The organism is Ureibacillus sp. FSL K6-0165 (assembly GCF_038004285.1).
In the GTDB taxonomy this organism is placed as follows: domain Bacteria; phylum Bacillota; class Bacilli; order Bacillales_A; family Planococcaceae; genus Ureibacillus; species Ureibacillus thermosphaericus.
The window spans coordinates 2,512,381-2,528,688 of sequence record NZ_JBBOQS010000001.1; the positions used below are offsets into that span (position 1 = coordinate 2,512,381).

The following is a 16,308-nucleotide window of genomic DNA, read 5'->3' on the forward strand; positions in this document are numbered from 1 at the left end:
TACTTATGCAGAATGGCAAGTCCTATCTTTCCAAATTTCTGCAACTCATTTACCTAGAATATCCACGAATTCTCATCCAAAAACTATTTTAGTTTAAAGGCAAATAGAAAGTAAAAGTTGTTCCTTCTCCAACTTCACTATCAACTCTTATATTACCATTATGGGCTTCAACGATATTTTTAGCGATAGCTAGTCCTAAACCAGTGCCAACTTTCCTCGTGCGTGTTCTCGCCTTATCCGCCTTATAAAAACGTTCAAACACAAAAGGTAAATCTTCTTTCGGAATTCCTTCTCCTGTATCAGATACTTGCACTTTCAAATAAGATAATTCTTGTTCCAATGACACCGTTACACTGCCGTCTTCTGGTGTATGACGTATCGCATTATCAATTAAATTTGTTAACACTTGTTCAATTCGGTCTTCATCGATATTTATCAATACATCATCTGACATTTCCGTATGGAACATTAATTGAATATGATTTTCTTTCGCCACTTGACTAAACTTTTGCGTAATTCGTTCAAAGACAGGGTTGATTGGTACAGACTCTTTTACAAGCGTCGTATGTCCAGATTCCATTCGAGCTAAATCCAATAAATCCGCTACTAGGCGACCCATTCGTTGAGACTCATCATAAATAATTTTAATCATCTCATTCTTGTCTTCCTCTGACTCAACAACACCATCAATAATTGCTTCTGAATATCCTTGCAACATGGCAATTGGCGTTCTTAATTCATGAGAAACATTAGCAATAAAGTCTGAACGTAATTTATCCAATTTAATTTGTTCAGTCATATCACGTATGACTGCAATCGCGCCACGGATTGCTTGTCCACTGCTTTTTAATGGACTGATGGTGATGCGGTAGTACGAACCGTCTATTTCCAAATCTTCTTCCAACTTATCTTCAAAAGTTAGAACATGATCTAACATGGCATAAATTTCTTCTGGTAAGAATAATTCTTTATCGACCCCATTTCGAATAAACCAACGTTGTAATAATCGATCAGCTGGAGGATTGCTCAGCAAAATCGTTTTATCACGATTAAACGTAATTACCGCATCTGTCATTGAAGTGAGAATGTTAGACAACTGTTCTTTTTCTTGATTAATGACTTCGAGATGATGTTTTAACTGACGCCCCATTTGATTGAAAGCTACAGCTAATTGACCAATTTCATCGCTTTGATTTGTTGGCAATTGCTCATCAAACTTACCTTTTGCAATATCAAATGCATAGGCACGCATTTTTCGGAGAGGTAACGTAATTTTGGAAGATAAGAAAAAGGCAAAAAATGTTGTTAATACAAAGGCGATAAATGCTGAGAGAAAGACAATTTTCGTCGTTTGATTCGTCGTTTCGTGAAGAGCAGAAGGGTTTTGATAAATAAATAGAACTCCTTGCACTTCATGCTCAATCGATAATGGATAGCCTAAAACAAAATAGGATTCCATTTTATCTTCATCCGCTTGAGAAGATAAAATCATTTGTCTTATAAGCGGTTCATTCGTATCAAAGACTCGTTGAAATTCCTTAGAATTTAACAAAGCATTTCGAATTTTTTCTTGATTTATTCCAGTTTGATAACTGGATATAACAGTTTGATTATTTAGTGCAATAAATCCATTTGTATCTCCATTTAATAAGTCTTCCAACAACTCATCGGTAATTTGATCGATATCTGTATGTGCAACAATGTTCGAGATGGTCGTTGCTGTTTGCTTAAGCGAACTTTCCGCTTGTTTCATATGGAAATCATCTAAGAATTCAAGCATGGCAACTGTGAAAATAAATAACACAAACGAAACGAGAAGCAATATGGTTGCCCATAGCTTCCCGACAATACTATTCCATATTCTAGTCATTGATTACCTCGAATTTGTAACCTACGCCCCAAACGGTTACAATCATTTTAGCTGCTTTGTCTGATACGCGGTTTAACTTTTCACGTAAGCGCTTTATATGCGTATCGACTGTGCGCAAATCACCAAAGAAATCATAGTGCCATACTTCTTTTAACAATTGTTCGCGATCAAATACCTTATCTGGTGATTTAGCTAAGAAGTAAAGTAGCTCATATTCTTTCGGTGTTAAGTTTACTTCTTGTCCATCACATGTTACTCGGTGTGCATCATTATCGATAGTTAAATGAGGGAACACAACGATATCTCGAGATGTAGTTGTACTAGAAACTTGATTTAATGCACTTGAGCGGCGTAAAATCGCTTTCACTCGCAACACCACTTCTCGTGGACTAAATGGTTTTACGATATAGTCGTCCGCACCTAATTCAAAACCTTGCACACGGTTTGCTTCTTCGCCTTTTGCTGTCAGTAAAATAATGGGAGTAGATTTCTTCTCTCTCAACTCTTCACAAACTTGTAATCCGTCTTTCTCCGGCATCATGATATCTAAAATGACACAATGATAATCATTATCTAGTGCCTTTTTTAACGCTACTTCACCGTTCTCAGCTTCATCTACCTCGTAACCTTCCCGTTCTAAGTACATCTTTAGCAGGCGACGAATGCGATCTTCATCATCTACAACTAAAATAGACATTTTTTCAGACACGATGTCTAACCCCTCTCTTTGCAATCTCTACCTATATTCATTGTACAATTTTATGAATAAAAATTAAAGACTATTAAGAAAGCTCTCCATAGTTTTGAGGAGAGCTTTCTTATTTTATTAATATTTATACGTTTATTATAGTATATAGATATTATGCATATGAATGGAGTCCTGCAATCACTAAGTTTACAAAGACGAGGTTAAAGATGATGATTGCAAATCCGATTAATGCGAGCCAAGCAGACTTTCTTCCTTCCCATCCTTTAGATAAACGTAAATGAAGATAAGCTGCATAGAATAACCAAGTGATGAGAGCCCATACTTCTTTTGGATCCCAGCCCCAGTAACGGCCCCAAGCTTCTTGTGCCCAAATCATGGCAAAGACGAGAGCCCCTAATGTGAAGACAGGGAATCCGATTAATACAGAACGATATCCAATTTCGTCAACTAAATGAGAGTTTACTTTTTTCACTAAAGGATGAAGCAACTCACAAATCGGTCTTCGCACAATGAAGCGATATAACAAGTATAAAATCGTTCCAACCAAGAATGACCATACAACAGTCGTTAATTTCTTCGCATTAATAATCGCAGGCATTTCGACTAACGGCTTCATAACGCCTTCCGTTTTTAATTCAGATTCATTCATTCCGAATAATGCCGGCATATTATAAACGATTTCAGATTCCATACCATTATTATTAACATAAGTAAATTGTGCTTCATATCCCATGCCGCGGAATGTAATCGTTACAAGTACAAAGCCAATTACAACAACGCAGAAATATAAAATGGCTTCAAGCCAAAAACGTTCCCTTGAGCTTGTTTTTGGATCTACTTCCTTTAGTAAATAAACAAGACCAGCCACTGCGCTAATAGCAAGAATCGACTGTCCAATTGCCGCTGTTACAACGTGAATAGTTAGCCAATTACTTTGTAGCGATGGCACAAGTGGCGTTACTTCCGTTGGGAACATTGTTGCATAAGAAATAAATAGTACTGCTATCGGTAATGCCACTAAACCAAGAACCGTAACACGATACATAAAGTAGATTAATATAAATGCTCCAACGAGGAACATTCCAAAGGCTGTAGTAAATTCAAACATGTTACTTACAGGAGCATGTCCCGCATAGATCCAACGGGTAATAAAATAGCCTAGCTGGGAAATAAAACCAATAATTGCAATCACAATTCCTATTTTTCCCCATTTTTCGGCTCTACTGGCAGCACCATCATTTCTTTTAATGGAACCCGCTATGAAAACCGTACCTATAATATATGCAAAGAATGCTGTAAAAAGTAAATTACCACTAATATCAATTAAACTCATTCGGCACCGTCACCTTCCTTATCCTTCTCATCTTTTTCTTCTAGTTGGTCAATATATTGTGGTAAATGCGCATATTCTGTCACAACATCTAAATCTTTTTTCATGCTAAACCAGTTTTTGTTTGTATGGGCAGCAAGCATAATTTTGCCATCTTCTAATTGTTGTACCCACAGGCGACGATGATTCCAATAAGAACCAATTGCTAATCCTAATAAGAAAATAACTCCACCAATAATCAAGATAGGAATCGTTACATCTTTTCGAATTGTTAATCCTGATACATTTCTTGTTTCTACACCTTTAAAGGTCATTTTATATTCATTTTCCCCCGCTTCAATTGGAGAAGCACCAATTGAAACGAAACTTACTTCCCCTTCTGGCTTATCCGGTGTCATCATTTTAAACACAAAAGCAGGGTTATTTGGATATTGGGATGCAGTTTGAGGAACACCATCTTTTAGTCCAGAAAAGTCTGGGTAGTAGTTCAAGATTTGAACTTTTGTATTTTCACCTAAAACATATTCTTTTTCTGGATTTGTCAAATCAATTTTCATCGATCCAAGAGACTCACCAGATTGTTTATGGGTTAATTCAAACGTCATTGATTTTAATTCATTTAATCGATAATCCATTTGATAAATAGCATAACCATCATATTTTAATGGGTAGTTAACACGAATGGAATACTCTTTAACGAGTTCCATATTTTCCGTATCCCCTAACACTGCACCTTCAGCCTGTTTATATAACTTTACATCCGTCTGATAGTTCTTCGCAATGGCAGCAACACCTTGTTCAATTTGTGCTCTCGTTGGATCATTGTCATAAGTTTCTAAAATAAATTGTTTATTTTCTAGGAAATATCCATCCATTCCAGGAATCGCACGAACTTCTCCTTCGCGAATCCACATCGATTCATCTACGTGGAATCCCGGTAGGAATCGTAACATTACTCCTAACAAGAAGATAATAAGCCCAAGGTGATTTATGTATGGACCAGAGCGGGCAAAGCGATTTTTTTCTGCCAATAAAGCGTTTCCATCTCGACGAACTTTATAACGTAAATTTTTCATTTTTTCTTCAATTAAATCAAGGGTTTTTGAAGAATCGCCTTCTGTTACTGGCCCATGAGCAACAATTCGCTGTCTTTTCATAAAGCTTTCATGGCGCTTTACACGTTGATTTTTTAACGATTTATATAGAGGAAGACCTCTGTCAAGACTTGCTACGATAATGGAGATTCCTAATAGCCCTACTAGAATCTGATACCACCACGAACTATACAAATCAGATAAACCTAAATTGTAATATAGTTCACCAAAAACGCCATAGTTTTGTTTATAATAAAGCGCTTTCTCTTCTTGTGTAGCCACTTGAACGTAAAATTCTTGAGGAAAAATCGTACCAAGAGCTGATGCAATTAGTGTAATAATAATTAACGATACACCGACTTTAACACTCGAAAAGAAATTCCAGATTTTATCAATAATGGATTTGTTGTATGTTTTAGAACGAATGGCTGTACCATCGTATCGCATATCAAGAACTTTTTGAGCTTTCGCTTCTTCAGATAATGGTCTACCACATTTTTCACAAATCTTTGTACCAAATGGGTTTTCATGACCACAAACACATGAGATTTTTTCCATAATTTTAAATACTCCTATTCTGGCTTAATTGACTCCATAAGAGATTGAATTTGTTCTTCTGACAATTCACCAGGAGGAACTCTTTTCACTTTTCCTTCCGGAGTAATTAAATAAGTTGCAGGTAATTTCCCAACATTATAAGCTTGCATCACGCTTTTTGTTTTATCAATGACTACTGGAAAAGTAAGATTATACTGCTCAACAAAATTTTCTACTTCAAAATTGGACTGAGCTATATTTACTGCTAAAATGTGTACACCTTGATCCTTAAATTGTTGATATTGTCGTTCCATCGCAGGCATTTCTTTTTTACACGGTTCACACCATGTTCCCCAGAAATTTAAAAATACCCCTTGACCTCTGTAATCAGATAGACGATGTGTGTTCCCTTCTAAATCTACTAATTCGAAATCAGGAGCTGTATCTCCATCAGCTAAAACCTCTACTGTATCTTTTGTCGCAGTATTGTATATTGTATAAATAATTGCACAAGCCAATACTCCAAGTATGATTCCTCTAATAATCGAACGTTTCTTTTTCTTTTCCATTCAGCAACCTCCTTGAAGAGAACATTCCAATCTCTTTCATTATAGCAAATATTTAAAGGCCAAATTTGAAATGTTTATGAAGGTTATCACTATGAACATAGTATCAACCAATTTTCCCTGTTTCTGCCAAAACGCGCAACTGCTTCACTTCATGGGCAGTAAGTTCCCGAAATTCTCCTGCATTTAATCCTTTTAAGTCAAGAAAAGCAAATCTTTCACGTTTTAATTTGACAACAGGCGTTCCAATTGCGTCAAACATGCGTCGTACTTGTCTATTTCTCCCTTCATGGATGGTAATTTCACAAATTGCTTTATTTGCTTTTCGATCAACTTTTTTGATGTTCACCTTTGCAGGAGCAGTCATACCGTCCTCAAGCATAATACCTCTCCGCAATTTTTTGATATCTTCAAAACTCGGAATCCCTTTTAACCTTGCAATATATGTCTTTTCAATTTTGTATTTCGGATGGGTCATTAAGTTAGCAAATTCGCCATCATTCGTTAATAATATTAAGCCCGATGTATCAAAATCTAGTCGACCTACAGGGAAAATTCGCTCTTCCACGTGATCGTGAAAAAAGTCTAAAACTGTTTTTCGTCCTCTGTCATCGGATACCGTTGATACGACACCTCTTGGCTTATAGAATAAGTAGTAAACTTTTTCTTCCCTTTCTACTTTTATACCATTCACTTCTACAACATCGCTTCTTGAAACCTTTGTCCCGAGTGTTGTAACGACCTCACCGTTAACTCTCACTTTTCCTTCTAATATCAATTGCTCCGCTTTTCTTCTGGAAGCAATACCTGCTTGAGCAATTACTTTCTGAAGCCTTTCCATTTGATGACTCACCTCTAAATACATATAACTATAATTCATTAGCTTCTTTACTGATGAAAATTATGTCATATTTTGTCTCAATATTAAAGAAAAACAACTCAGTTTATACAAGGGAAAAGCTGCCCGAAAAATAAGAGCGTTTCGGACAGCTTTTATGTTATTATTTTAACTTTACCTTTGTTGAATAAATACTTTCATTATTTAAAAACACATGCCAAATGCCGAATTTAACATCTTGATTTCGTGATAGGTGCAACACGTTTTGCAATTGATCTTCTTCTTCTTCCGAGATCAGTAATTTAATTGGTTCCTTCAGCTGAACTGTAATATTATCATTCGCTTTATACTTTCCTTTTTTTACAATCGTTTTCACATCATACTCTTCAAACACCTGATTTGCAAGTTGTTTATGTACTTGCCAATCGTTGGCTTCGTTTAATGTTACGACGATAATGCGTTCATTCCCCTTTTCAAAATACGTTGCAAGAGTTCTTCCAGCTACTTTTGTGTATCCAGTTTTTCCTGCTACAGCGCCAACATTCTCTCGGAGTAAGCGATGTTTATTTAACCATGTCGTTTTATTTTTCGTATTACTTTTATATTGAATCGTTGATGCAATTTTAAAAAAATCTTCATTTTCTAAAGCAATTCTTAACATTTGGGCAGTATCATAGGCACTGGATAAATGCAAATCATGATGCAAGCCTGAAGGGTTAGTAAAATATGTTTGATTTAAGCGATAATATAGTGCTTTTTCATTCATTAAATCGACAAATCCTTCAACAGATCCGCCTGCATGTTCCGCTAAAGCGTACGCTGCATCGTTCCCTGATCGAAGCATAAGGCCATACAACAATGTTTCTACAGTGACCACTTCGCCTGGTTCTAAATAAATTGATGACCCTTCACTCATTGCAGCCTCTCGAGAAATAACGACTTCATCATCTAAATTGCTATTTTCAATAGCAATAAGTGCAGTCCAAATTTTTGTAAGGCTTGCTATGGGCATTCTTGCATGCTCATTATTTCCAATCAATGTTCTTCCAGTATCTGCATCAATGACAACATAAGATGCTTTTACAACATGATGGAGCGAGAAATAAAACGTCAATGAAAAAACGAAAGTAATGATGAATTTAGCTAATTTCACTTAGCCACTCCTTTATTCATTTTCATTGTGAAATACTTCTTGGAACTTTGTCATAAAGAGATCTGTTTGTTCATTTTCAACATCTTCATCACCTTCAGGTAATGGAGGAAGCTCTGATAAATCGGATAGTCCAAAATAATTTAAAAACTCTTTTGTTGTTCCGTAAAGAATAGCTCGTCCTGTACCTTCTGCTCGTCCGACTTCCCGAATAAGGCCTCGTGATGCGAGAGTCTGGATAGGACGTTCACTTTTCACACCGCGCAAGTCTTCAATTTCTGTCCTCGTAATAGGTTGTTTGTATGCAATAATTGCAAGAACTTCTAATGAGGCTGTTGAAAGTACTTGACTATTTGGATTTTCAACTAATTTTTTGATCGTATTTGCTAATTCTGGTTTTGTTGTTAATAAATATGTATCAGACAATTGTTTTATTGTAAGACCAGATGCATCATTATTTTCATAAAGGGTTTTTAACTCACTTAATCCAGCTTCGATATCAACTTCATCTACATCTAATAATTCCGCCAGTTGTTTAACCGTCAGTCCTTCATCTCCTACAACGAATAGTAATGCCTCCATCCTAGCCATCAGTATCTTCGAGTTCACCTAATCGTTCCTCCTTCTGCAAAATCACGGTCAAATCTTCAAAGTTTCTTTCTTGTTCGACGAAAACAACTTGACGTTTCATCAATTCTAACAGCGATAAAAAGGTAACAATGATTGTGGATTTATCTTCATAAGGGAAGAGATCTGAAAAGCTGGATTTACCACCCCGTTTTTTCAGCACATCCACAACTCTTAACATTTGTTCTTTAACTGGAATATCTTGTTTTTTTACAGTCGTTTTTAATGGCTTTCTCAATTGTTTTCTTCGAAGCATTTTTTGAAATGCGTACAGCAAATCATAAATATTGACGTCTGCATTAAACAATGCAAGTTGCTCATCCGGCATAAATGGAGACAGGTCACTTGGCGGCTTTGTAAAGTTCTCTGGTCGATTTTCTTCCATCTTTTTCAATTCAATTGCTGCTTCTTTATACTTTTTATATTCAATTAACTTTAGGACTAATTCTTCCCTTGGATCGGGTTCTTCCACCTCAAATTCTGTCTCTTCCATCTCCCCTTCATGAATCGGGAGTAACATCCGGCTTTTAATTGCAAGGAGTGTTGCAGCCATCACTAAATATTCACTGGCTTCATCCAACTCCAGCACCTTCATTGCTTGAACATGCTCCATATATTGAGCGGTTAATTCTGCCATCGGGATATCATATATATCAATTTCCAAACGTTGAATTAAATGCAATAATAAATCAAGTGGTCCTTGAAAAGCATCTAGTTTTACTTCATACATATGTCACACACCTTGCGTTTCATATTAAAAAATGAGTATAGAGAAAAGAGGTTCATATTCACTATGCATCCCTTATTTCATCCGCTATTTATCGATTTTTGCGCATATTTCAATGGTAATCAAGATTATTTTGAATGTCACGAAGTTTTAGAGGAATATTGGAAGACAATTGCACCTGGAAAAAAAGAACATCCTCTCGTTGGGTATATACAATTGGCGACCGGCTTATATCATTGGCGAAGAGGAAATCTTCGCGGCGCTCATCGCATAATGAGAAAAGCCTACAAAAAATTTTTATCCAATCAAGGACATCCATTTTTTGATTATATCGATTTTCAGCAATTATGTAACGATTGTTTAAAAAGTATTGATGCCATAGAAAACAATCAACCATACAAAGCTATTCAAATCAAATTGATGAATCGTGATTTAATAGAAAAAGTCAATGGCAAGATTTCATCACTTCCACCGTTGTCCCATGAATTTCTTCTTCATAAGCATATGCTGCGCGATCGTTCAGATATTCTAACAATGCGTGAAGAAAAAAGAAATGGCAGACGTTAATTTTCGTCTGCCTCTTGTAAGCTATGTAAGCATTTCTTAACAAAGGGTTCTGTTTCTTCACAAGCTTTGATTTCTGTATATTCACCACATGTTTTTAATTCTTTTAACATTTGCTTGGCAATTCCCTCACCTCTATAGGAAGGAACAACCGTAATGTGCTGAATCGTCGCTACAGAATCTTCCTCTAATACGCCTACAATTCCTACATACTCATCATCTTTTTTCCATAAATATAATTGCCAATTGTCTTCTTGTTCATAAGACTGCATTGTTTCCATTAATTTTTTGACGTCCTTTTCTTGGGGCATAAACGAAAGTAAACCCATCGCAATTTTTTCGAGTGATTTTTTATAACGTACTAACATGTATCATTCCCTCGTTTTCTTATCGCATACAAACATTCTTTACTATCGTACACGATTTCAAATTAAGAATCAAATTTCACCCAGAAATTACCAGCATCTCAATTCATTTACTGAAGTTTAGGAATAAGTACAAAAATGTAAAACAATGCCCATACTAAACAAAAAACGACAAAAAATCCTAACAATGTCCATTTTGAAAATTTCACAATTTATTCACCTTGTTTAAATGATATTCTTGATCGTTTAAAATAATATCTTCATAGCTCTCTCTTCTAATTGCTAGTTGATATGCACCCTTTTCCACAAAGACAACTGCTGGTCTCGGCACACGATTATAATTAGAAGCCATTGCATAGCCATAAGCACCTGTACAGAAAATTGCGAGTATATCACCAGGTTCTGCTTGTTGGAGAGGAGCATCCTCAATTAGTTTATCACCAGATTCGCATAGTTTTCCAGCCACAGTATAAGTGTAATCTTTTGGCAGATTTGCTTTATTAGCAATGACAGCTTCATATTTTGCATTGTATAATGCTGGACGAATATTGTCGCTCATTCCACCGTCAACTGCAATATATTCACGGATATTTGGTACGACTTTGTGAGAACCAATAGTGTATAATGTAGTTCCTGCATCTCCAACTAGGGAACGTCCTGGTTCAATCCAAATTTCAGGCATTGCTAAACGACGTTTTGAAGCTTCCTCTTTTACTGTTTTGACCATCTCTTCAACATACACATGGGGTTCAAGAGGACGATCTTCTTCTGTGTAGCGGATGCCAAAGCCACCGCCTAAATTAAGTACTTTACATTGGAAGCCAAATGCATCGTTCCATTCGCCAATTTTTTCAATTAATTTCCCTGCAGCTAAACTAAAGCCGTCCGTTTCAAAAATTTGAGAACCAATATGACAATGTAAACCTAGTAAATTTAAATATTCATGATTCGCAACTAGCTTGAATGCTTCATCCGCTTGACCGTTATATAAATCAAAACCAAATTTAGAATCTGCTTGTCCAGTTGTAATGAAATCGTGAGTATGTGCTTCCACACCAGGAGTGACACGCAATAAAATATTCATCGATTGTTTTCGAGATTCTGAAATTTCTTTTAATAGTTCAATTTCATAGAAATTATCTACAACGATACAACCAATTTTTGCATCAAAGGCGAGGATTAATTCATCATAAGATTTATTGTTTCCATGGAAATGAATGCGTTCAGCGGGGAAGTTTGCCTTTATAGCAGTATATAATTCTCCACCAGACACAACATCTAGCGATAAATTTTCTTCGTTAACAAATTGATAGATTGCAATACATGAAAATGCTTTCGATGCATATGCAACTTGTGCTTCAACACCATGTTTAATAAAAGTGTCTCTAAATGCGCGAGCACGATTTCTTATTAATTCTAGGTCATAAACGATTAGTGGAGTCCCATATTCTTTAGCTAGCTCAACTGTATCAACACCACCGATATGTAAATGGCCATTTTCTCCGATTGTTTGAGTTCCGTATAAGTGCATAGATTCCCCTCCGTATACAAATAAGCTGTCCATGTCAAAAATTCTAACTTTTTCCTCTAAGGATCGGCTAAACACTAAGCATTCCATTTCAACTTTATGAATTCCATCTACCAGTCAGCAGATAAAATGGTAGGAAAGCCCAATTTCGCCAACTTTCCTTGAATTAAATCATCTATACAATATAGATTGAATATTTTGACACTGGACAGCCTTAAATTTTTAGTTTTATGTTTGAACTTTAACATAGGCGCACATCTTTCGCAACTGAATTTAAACACGTTTCCGCTGCTTTGCTCCAACAATATATGGCCTGAGGGCATCGTCTGCCATCGGGAATCGAATGAATACCCTTAAAAAGGCTTTGGGGAAAAATGGTATTAGTGGCCACATGTAAGGAATTTGCATCGGCCTTAGTGCACAAAAATACGAAAAGATGAAGAAGAAGCCGATGAAAAATCCACTAGGTCCAAATAAGGCTGTTAAACCTAATACGATAAAACGGAAATATTTTATGGAAACACTTAATTCGAAGGTTGGAATGGAAAAAGTAAATATTGCGACAACTGCTGCATAAAGTACAACTTCAGGTGAAAATAAACCTACATCAATGGCAATTTGTCCAATGATTACACCCGCTACTAACCCCATTGCAGTGGATAGTGGCGTTGGTGTATGGATTGCCGCAATTCTCAAATATTCCAAACCTAAGTCGGCAATGATGATTTGCAATAATAATGGAATATTCGATTCTTCTTTTGAACCGATAAAATCAAGTGCTTCCGGTAAATATTGCTCATGGGTGGCCAGCAAATACCAAATCGGCATAAATGTTAAACTTAAAAGAATTGCAGTATAACGTAAAAATCTAACGGTTGAACCAACAAAGGGTGATTGTCGATACTCCTCGGCGTGCTGCATTAAGTGGAAGATCGTAATCGGCAGCAAAATAACCGACGGAGACGTATCAACGATAATGGCAATATGGCCTTCAAGCAAATGGGCGGCAACAATATCTGGTCTTTCCGAATACCGAACAAACGGAACTGGGTGAAACCTTTGTTTAAAAATCCACTCCTCTAATGTTTTGTCTGCCATCGTCAATCCATCGTGGTTAATTTCTTCTAAACGTTGCTTCAACCACTTTAAATGTTTGTCATTGACAATATCTTTAATATAGGCAATTGCAACATCAGTTCTTCCGTTTGTTGTGATTTTATATAGTTCAAAACGCAGCTCTGGGCTTCGAATTCTCCTGCGAATGAGCGCCGTATTTAGCATAATGTTTTCAGCAAACCCATCTCGGGAACCTCGAATAACTTTTTCATTATCCGGTTCATCCGGTTGACGACCTGGATAACTTCTTATCTCTGTTAAGTAGGCGTAGCCTTGTTTTGTCACAAACCCAACTTGACCACTTAAAACGCCGAGCAGAAATTCTTCTTTATCTTTCGGCTCAGCTTTTCCATAAAAGTTGAACATATTGTCAAAATAGATGTCGTCATTTTTAACCGGATGAGCAGATTGTTTTTCTTCACTATCAAAATAAAGCGGTGTTAATTGCACAGTGAGCGTCATTCCATCAACAAGACCGCTGATATATACGCATAGTACAGGCAAATCTTTGACATGAACTTCTTTAATGCAGACATCGAAAGATTCATCTTTACCAAATTTTGAATATAAGAACTCTTTCGCTTCATCCAATGATGCAAAAATTTTGTTCGTCATTTATTCACCGTCTTTTTTGTTTTACTTGATGTATTTGATGAAGTATCCATCCATTGTTTTAATTGGGCTAAGATTTTCTTTTCTAGCCTTGATACTTGAACTTGAGATATGCCAAGCCTTTCAGCAATATCCGTTTGCGTTAAATCTAAATAATAACGTAAGTAAATGATTGCTTGTTCTCGCTTATCAAGCTTTTTCAATACTTCTTTTAATGAAATATATTGAAACGGTAATTCAGATTTTTCATCCTTCATTTGATCCATTAACGTAATGGAGTCTCCCTCTGACTCAAACAACTGTTCATGAAGAGACGCCGGATCTCTCATTGCATCAGTTGCCACTAAAATTTCATCTTGTGACACACCAAGCATTTCAGCTAATTCTGAGACTGAAGGCGGCTTCTCATTGGTCTTTAAGTATTCATCGGTGACTTGACGTATTTTATAATTTAACTCTCGGATGGAACGGCTAACCTTCACCATTCCATCATCTCTCAAAAAGCGCTGAATTTCTCCGATAATCATGGGAACAGCATAGGTTGAAAACTTTACATCATATGATAAATCAAACTTATCCACCGATTTCATTAATCCAATACAACCAATTTGAAATAGGTCTTCAAGCTCTACTCCGCGAGAAGCAAAGCGTTGAACAATCGACCAAACGAGCCGCGTATTTCCTTCAATCATCTGTTTACGTGCTTCCATATCGCCGGCCTGAGCAAGCTTAATGAGCTCCCGCATCTCTTCTTGCGTTAACAAAACATTGGACGGCTGTTCGATTGTCCTCATCCCCCTTACTTCTTCCAAATACCTTTAATATTGGCATCCAATTCAAAAATTATTCTTTTAAAACGCAAAGGTGTTGAATTTCACTCATGTTGTTAAGATATTTGCGTCATTTTCATCGAGTGAAATTTTTTGGAAAAAGTAACGACCGTACCAACACCAGGTTCAGATTCCACTTGAAGATGATCTGCAAAACTTTCCATGATTGTAAAGCCCATTCCAGACCGTTCCATATCTGCCTTTGTCGTAAACAAAGGCTCCATAGCTTTTTTAATATCTGGAATCCCCTTTCCTTGATCTTTCACAGCTACTGAAACGACATCTCCTTCGCGAACTGCATGGACAGTGACAATCCCTTTGCCATCCTCGTCATATCCATGAATGATTGCATTGGATACAGCTTCTGAAACAATCGTTTTGAATTCAGATAGTTCATCAATTGTTGGATCTAATTGAGCCACAAAACTTGTTACTGCAATTCTCGCTAAGCTCTCATTTTCACTTAAAGCTACAAATGAAAGTGTCATTTCATTATCCATTCACAATCCCCCTTGCATATAAGATCGCCTCTTCTTCTTTACCCTCCATCACATACTTGCTTAACCCCGAAAATTGAAATATTTTTTTCATCGTATTTGAAGGGTTTAAAATGATGGTTTGTCCATTGACCGCACTTAACTCTCTCATGCGGCCTAAGATGAGGCCAATCCCTGAACTGTCCATAAAATTTAATCTCTCTAAATTCCAAATGATAGTGTGCAGATTTCCTTTTAAAATCGTTTGAGAAATGTGAGTACGAATTTTTTCGGTTTCATGATGATCCAATTCGCCATATAGTCGAATGATGGCAATATCTCTTTCCATATTTATTTCAAAATTCATCCGTTACATCGCCTCCTCCCTTCGCAATTCCACATAGCACGTCAAAATCCCTTTCGGTTGACAATAGTAGAAGAAATTCGCCGAAACTAGTAAAAATACGACAAAATCTTTTAATAATATGTTTTACTCGTTTCTTATGTTTTCTTCATCCACCACCTATACAAACGAATCAATTTGACGAGCTTGCGAAATAACGAAGTACGCTAGTAGAAGTCGATAAACGGATTGCAAGCTCATCTGGAAAGGCGTCATCTATTCATAAATCTATTAATTCACAGCATGCAATTGTCTTTAAAGCAAATAATGCTTCAATCCTACAATTCAGTTATCCAACCCGCCTTCCCTTATTCCACTTGACCTATGCTTTTTTGCACTGGAATTTGGCGTCATCATGAAACGTCAAGTTAAGAAGAGATTACCTAATCAGCTTTAGTATGGAAAAAAAGGAAGAATTTTAAACAATCGAGTAGGAGGGAGCGATTAACTCCCGTCCTCTCACACCACCGTACGTACGGTTCCGTATACGGCGGTTCAATTAAGATGATTGACGCAAGTCTTTATAACTTCCGTGAATAGCTGTTCTCTTTATGCCAGTGGTCACTCCACCCTCCAAGAGGTCTCCCACGGGATTCACCGCTTCCTTCCTCAAGTGAGGTACTACGTTTTCTGTGTTCATCATGACTCACTGAATGCCAAGGGCTATTCTCTCTTAATTGTTCGGTCCTTCTTAGTAGTTCTAAACCAACTAATACTATGACCTCTGCTGACTTCTGACGGTTCAGCTACTTATCACTAAGTAGGTTATGAAGCGTACTTCACATATCCGCCAGACCTCCCCGGGTAAGAATGTAATCTTTCCTTCCATCTATCTGCTTCATTTACTCTGTACCACCTTTGGCAGAAAGGACTTTGTTTTGTTTAGCAAACTCATCCAATGATACCTAGCCTTATATGAAGTTCGTGTTCCTCAGACCGGAAGTTTGCCGCTCGCTTCCTTCAGAT

17 protein-coding genes are annotated in these 16,308 nt (G+C 36.7%); 1 reads left to right on the forward strand and 16 read right to left on the reverse strand.

The genetic code is table 11. The annotated features are described in order from the left end of the window. Window positions 1-88: 88 nt before the first annotated feature. The 9 genes from NST00_RS12405 to NST00_RS12445 all read right to left on the reverse strand — a co-directional run bounded on the left by NST00_RS12405 (window position 89) and on the right by NST00_RS12445 (window position 9,451). Entirely contained in the window at window positions 89-1,870 is a 1,782-nt protein-coding gene (locus NST00_RS12405; protein WP_016836920.1) for an ATP-binding protein, read from the reverse strand. Beyond that, on the reverse strand, window positions 1,863-2,579 hold the full coding sequence (locus NST00_RS12410; protein ID WP_340710036.1) for a response regulator transcription factor: 717 nt from the start codon (window positions 2,577-2,579) through the stop codon (window positions 1,863-1,865). Before NST00_RS12410 ends, NST00_RS12405 begins: the two co-directional genes overlap by 8 nt. Before the next feature lie 151 nt (window positions 2,580-2,730). Next, a complete protein-coding gene (ccsB, locus tag NST00_RS12415; protein ID WP_340710037.1) occupies window positions 2,731-3,912 on the reverse strand; it encodes a c-type cytochrome biogenesis protein CcsB in 1,182 nt (393 codons plus the stop codon). Further along, the gene (gene resB, locus NST00_RS12420; RefSeq protein ID WP_168411755.1) at window positions 3,909-5,561 is read right to left on the reverse strand and encodes a cytochrome c biogenesis protein ResB; all 1,653 of its coding nucleotides are present in this window, start codon (window positions 5,559-5,561) and stop codon (window positions 3,909-3,911) included. The genes ccsB and resB overlap by 4 nt, the downstream gene beginning before the upstream one ends. A 14-nt stretch (window positions 5,562-5,575) precedes the next feature. Continuing rightward, complete coding sequence (gene resA / locus NST00_RS12425; RefSeq protein ID WP_016836916.1) at window positions 5,576-6,109, reverse strand: thiol-disulfide oxidoreductase ResA; 534 nt, start codon at window positions 6,107-6,109, stop codon at window positions 5,576-5,578. A 103-nt stretch (window positions 6,110-6,212) separates the two neighbouring features. Continuing rightward, window positions 6,213-6,947, reverse strand: a complete 735-nt coding sequence (locus NST00_RS12430; protein ID WP_016836915.1) for a pseudouridine synthase — start codon at window positions 6,945-6,947, stop codon at window positions 6,213-6,215. 160 nt (window positions 6,948-7,107) lie between these two features. After that, the gene (locus NST00_RS12435) at window positions 7,108-8,097 is read right to left on the reverse strand and encodes a D-alanyl-D-alanine carboxypeptidase family protein (protein ID WP_340710038.1); all 990 of its coding nucleotides are present in this window, start codon (window positions 8,095-8,097) and stop codon (window positions 7,108-7,110) included. 12 nt (window positions 8,098-8,109) lie between these two features. Then, a complete protein-coding gene (gene scpB / locus NST00_RS12440) occupies window positions 8,110-8,685 on the reverse strand; it encodes an SMC-Scp complex subunit ScpB (RefSeq protein ID WP_016836913.1) in 576 nt (191 codons plus the stop codon). Beyond that, window positions 8,678-9,451, reverse strand: coding sequence for a segregation/condensation protein A (locus tag NST00_RS12445; RefSeq protein WP_340710039.1), 774 nt, complete (start codon window positions 9,449-9,451; stop codon window positions 8,678-8,680). The genes scpB and NST00_RS12445 overlap by 8 nt, the downstream gene beginning before the upstream one ends. A 63-nt stretch (window positions 9,452-9,514) precedes the next feature. Here NST00_RS12445 and NST00_RS12450 point away from each other — a divergent pair, with 63 nt between their 5' ends. Next, a complete protein-coding gene (locus tag NST00_RS12450; RefSeq protein ID WP_168411753.1) occupies window positions 9,515-10,015 on the forward strand; it encodes a DUF309 domain-containing protein in 501 nt (166 codons plus the stop codon). On the opposite strand, the gene NST00_RS12455 is transcribed toward NST00_RS12450, so the two are convergent. From NST00_RS12455 to NST00_RS12485, 7 genes are all read right to left on the reverse strand, one after another. After that, on the reverse strand, window positions 10,012-10,380 hold the full coding sequence (locus NST00_RS12455) for a GNAT family N-acetyltransferase (RefSeq protein WP_096550772.1): 369 nt from the start codon (window positions 10,378-10,380) through the stop codon (window positions 10,012-10,014). The genes NST00_RS12450 and NST00_RS12455 overlap by 4 nt on opposite strands. Before the next feature lie 202 nt (window positions 10,381-10,582). Beyond that, a complete protein-coding gene (gene lysA / locus NST00_RS12460) occupies window positions 10,583-11,908 on the reverse strand; it encodes a diaminopimelate decarboxylase (protein ID WP_016836909.1) in 1,326 nt (441 codons plus the stop codon). Window positions 11,909-12,178: 270 nt separating this feature from the next. Beyond that, complete coding sequence (locus NST00_RS12465) at window positions 12,179-13,636, reverse strand: spore germination protein (protein ID WP_016836908.1); 1,458 nt, start codon at window positions 13,634-13,636, stop codon at window positions 12,179-12,181. Next, window positions 13,633-14,427, reverse strand: coding sequence for a SigF/SigG family RNA polymerase sporulation sigma factor (locus NST00_RS12470; RefSeq protein ID WP_016836907.1), 795 nt, complete (start codon window positions 14,425-14,427; stop codon window positions 13,633-13,635). Before NST00_RS12470 ends, NST00_RS12465 begins: the two co-directional genes overlap by 4 nt. Window positions 14,428-14,519: 92 nt before the next feature. After that, the gene (gene spoIIAB / locus NST00_RS12475; protein WP_016836906.1) at window positions 14,520-14,963 is read right to left on the reverse strand and encodes an anti-sigma F factor; all 444 of its coding nucleotides are present in this window, start codon (window positions 14,961-14,963) and stop codon (window positions 14,520-14,522) included. Then, window positions 14,956-15,306: an anti-sigma F factor antagonist gene (gene spoIIAA, locus NST00_RS12480; RefSeq protein ID WP_016836905.1), complete on the reverse strand. Its 351-nt coding sequence runs from the start codon at window positions 15,304-15,306 to the stop codon at window positions 14,956-14,958. Before spoIIAA ends, spoIIAB begins: the two co-directional genes overlap by 8 nt. Window positions 15,307-15,841: 535 nt before the next feature. Next, window positions 15,842-15,985, reverse strand: coding sequence for a hypothetical protein (locus NST00_RS12485; RefSeq protein WP_172597779.1), 144 nt, complete (start codon window positions 15,983-15,985; stop codon window positions 15,842-15,844). Window positions 15,986-16,308: the final 323 nt, after the last annotated feature.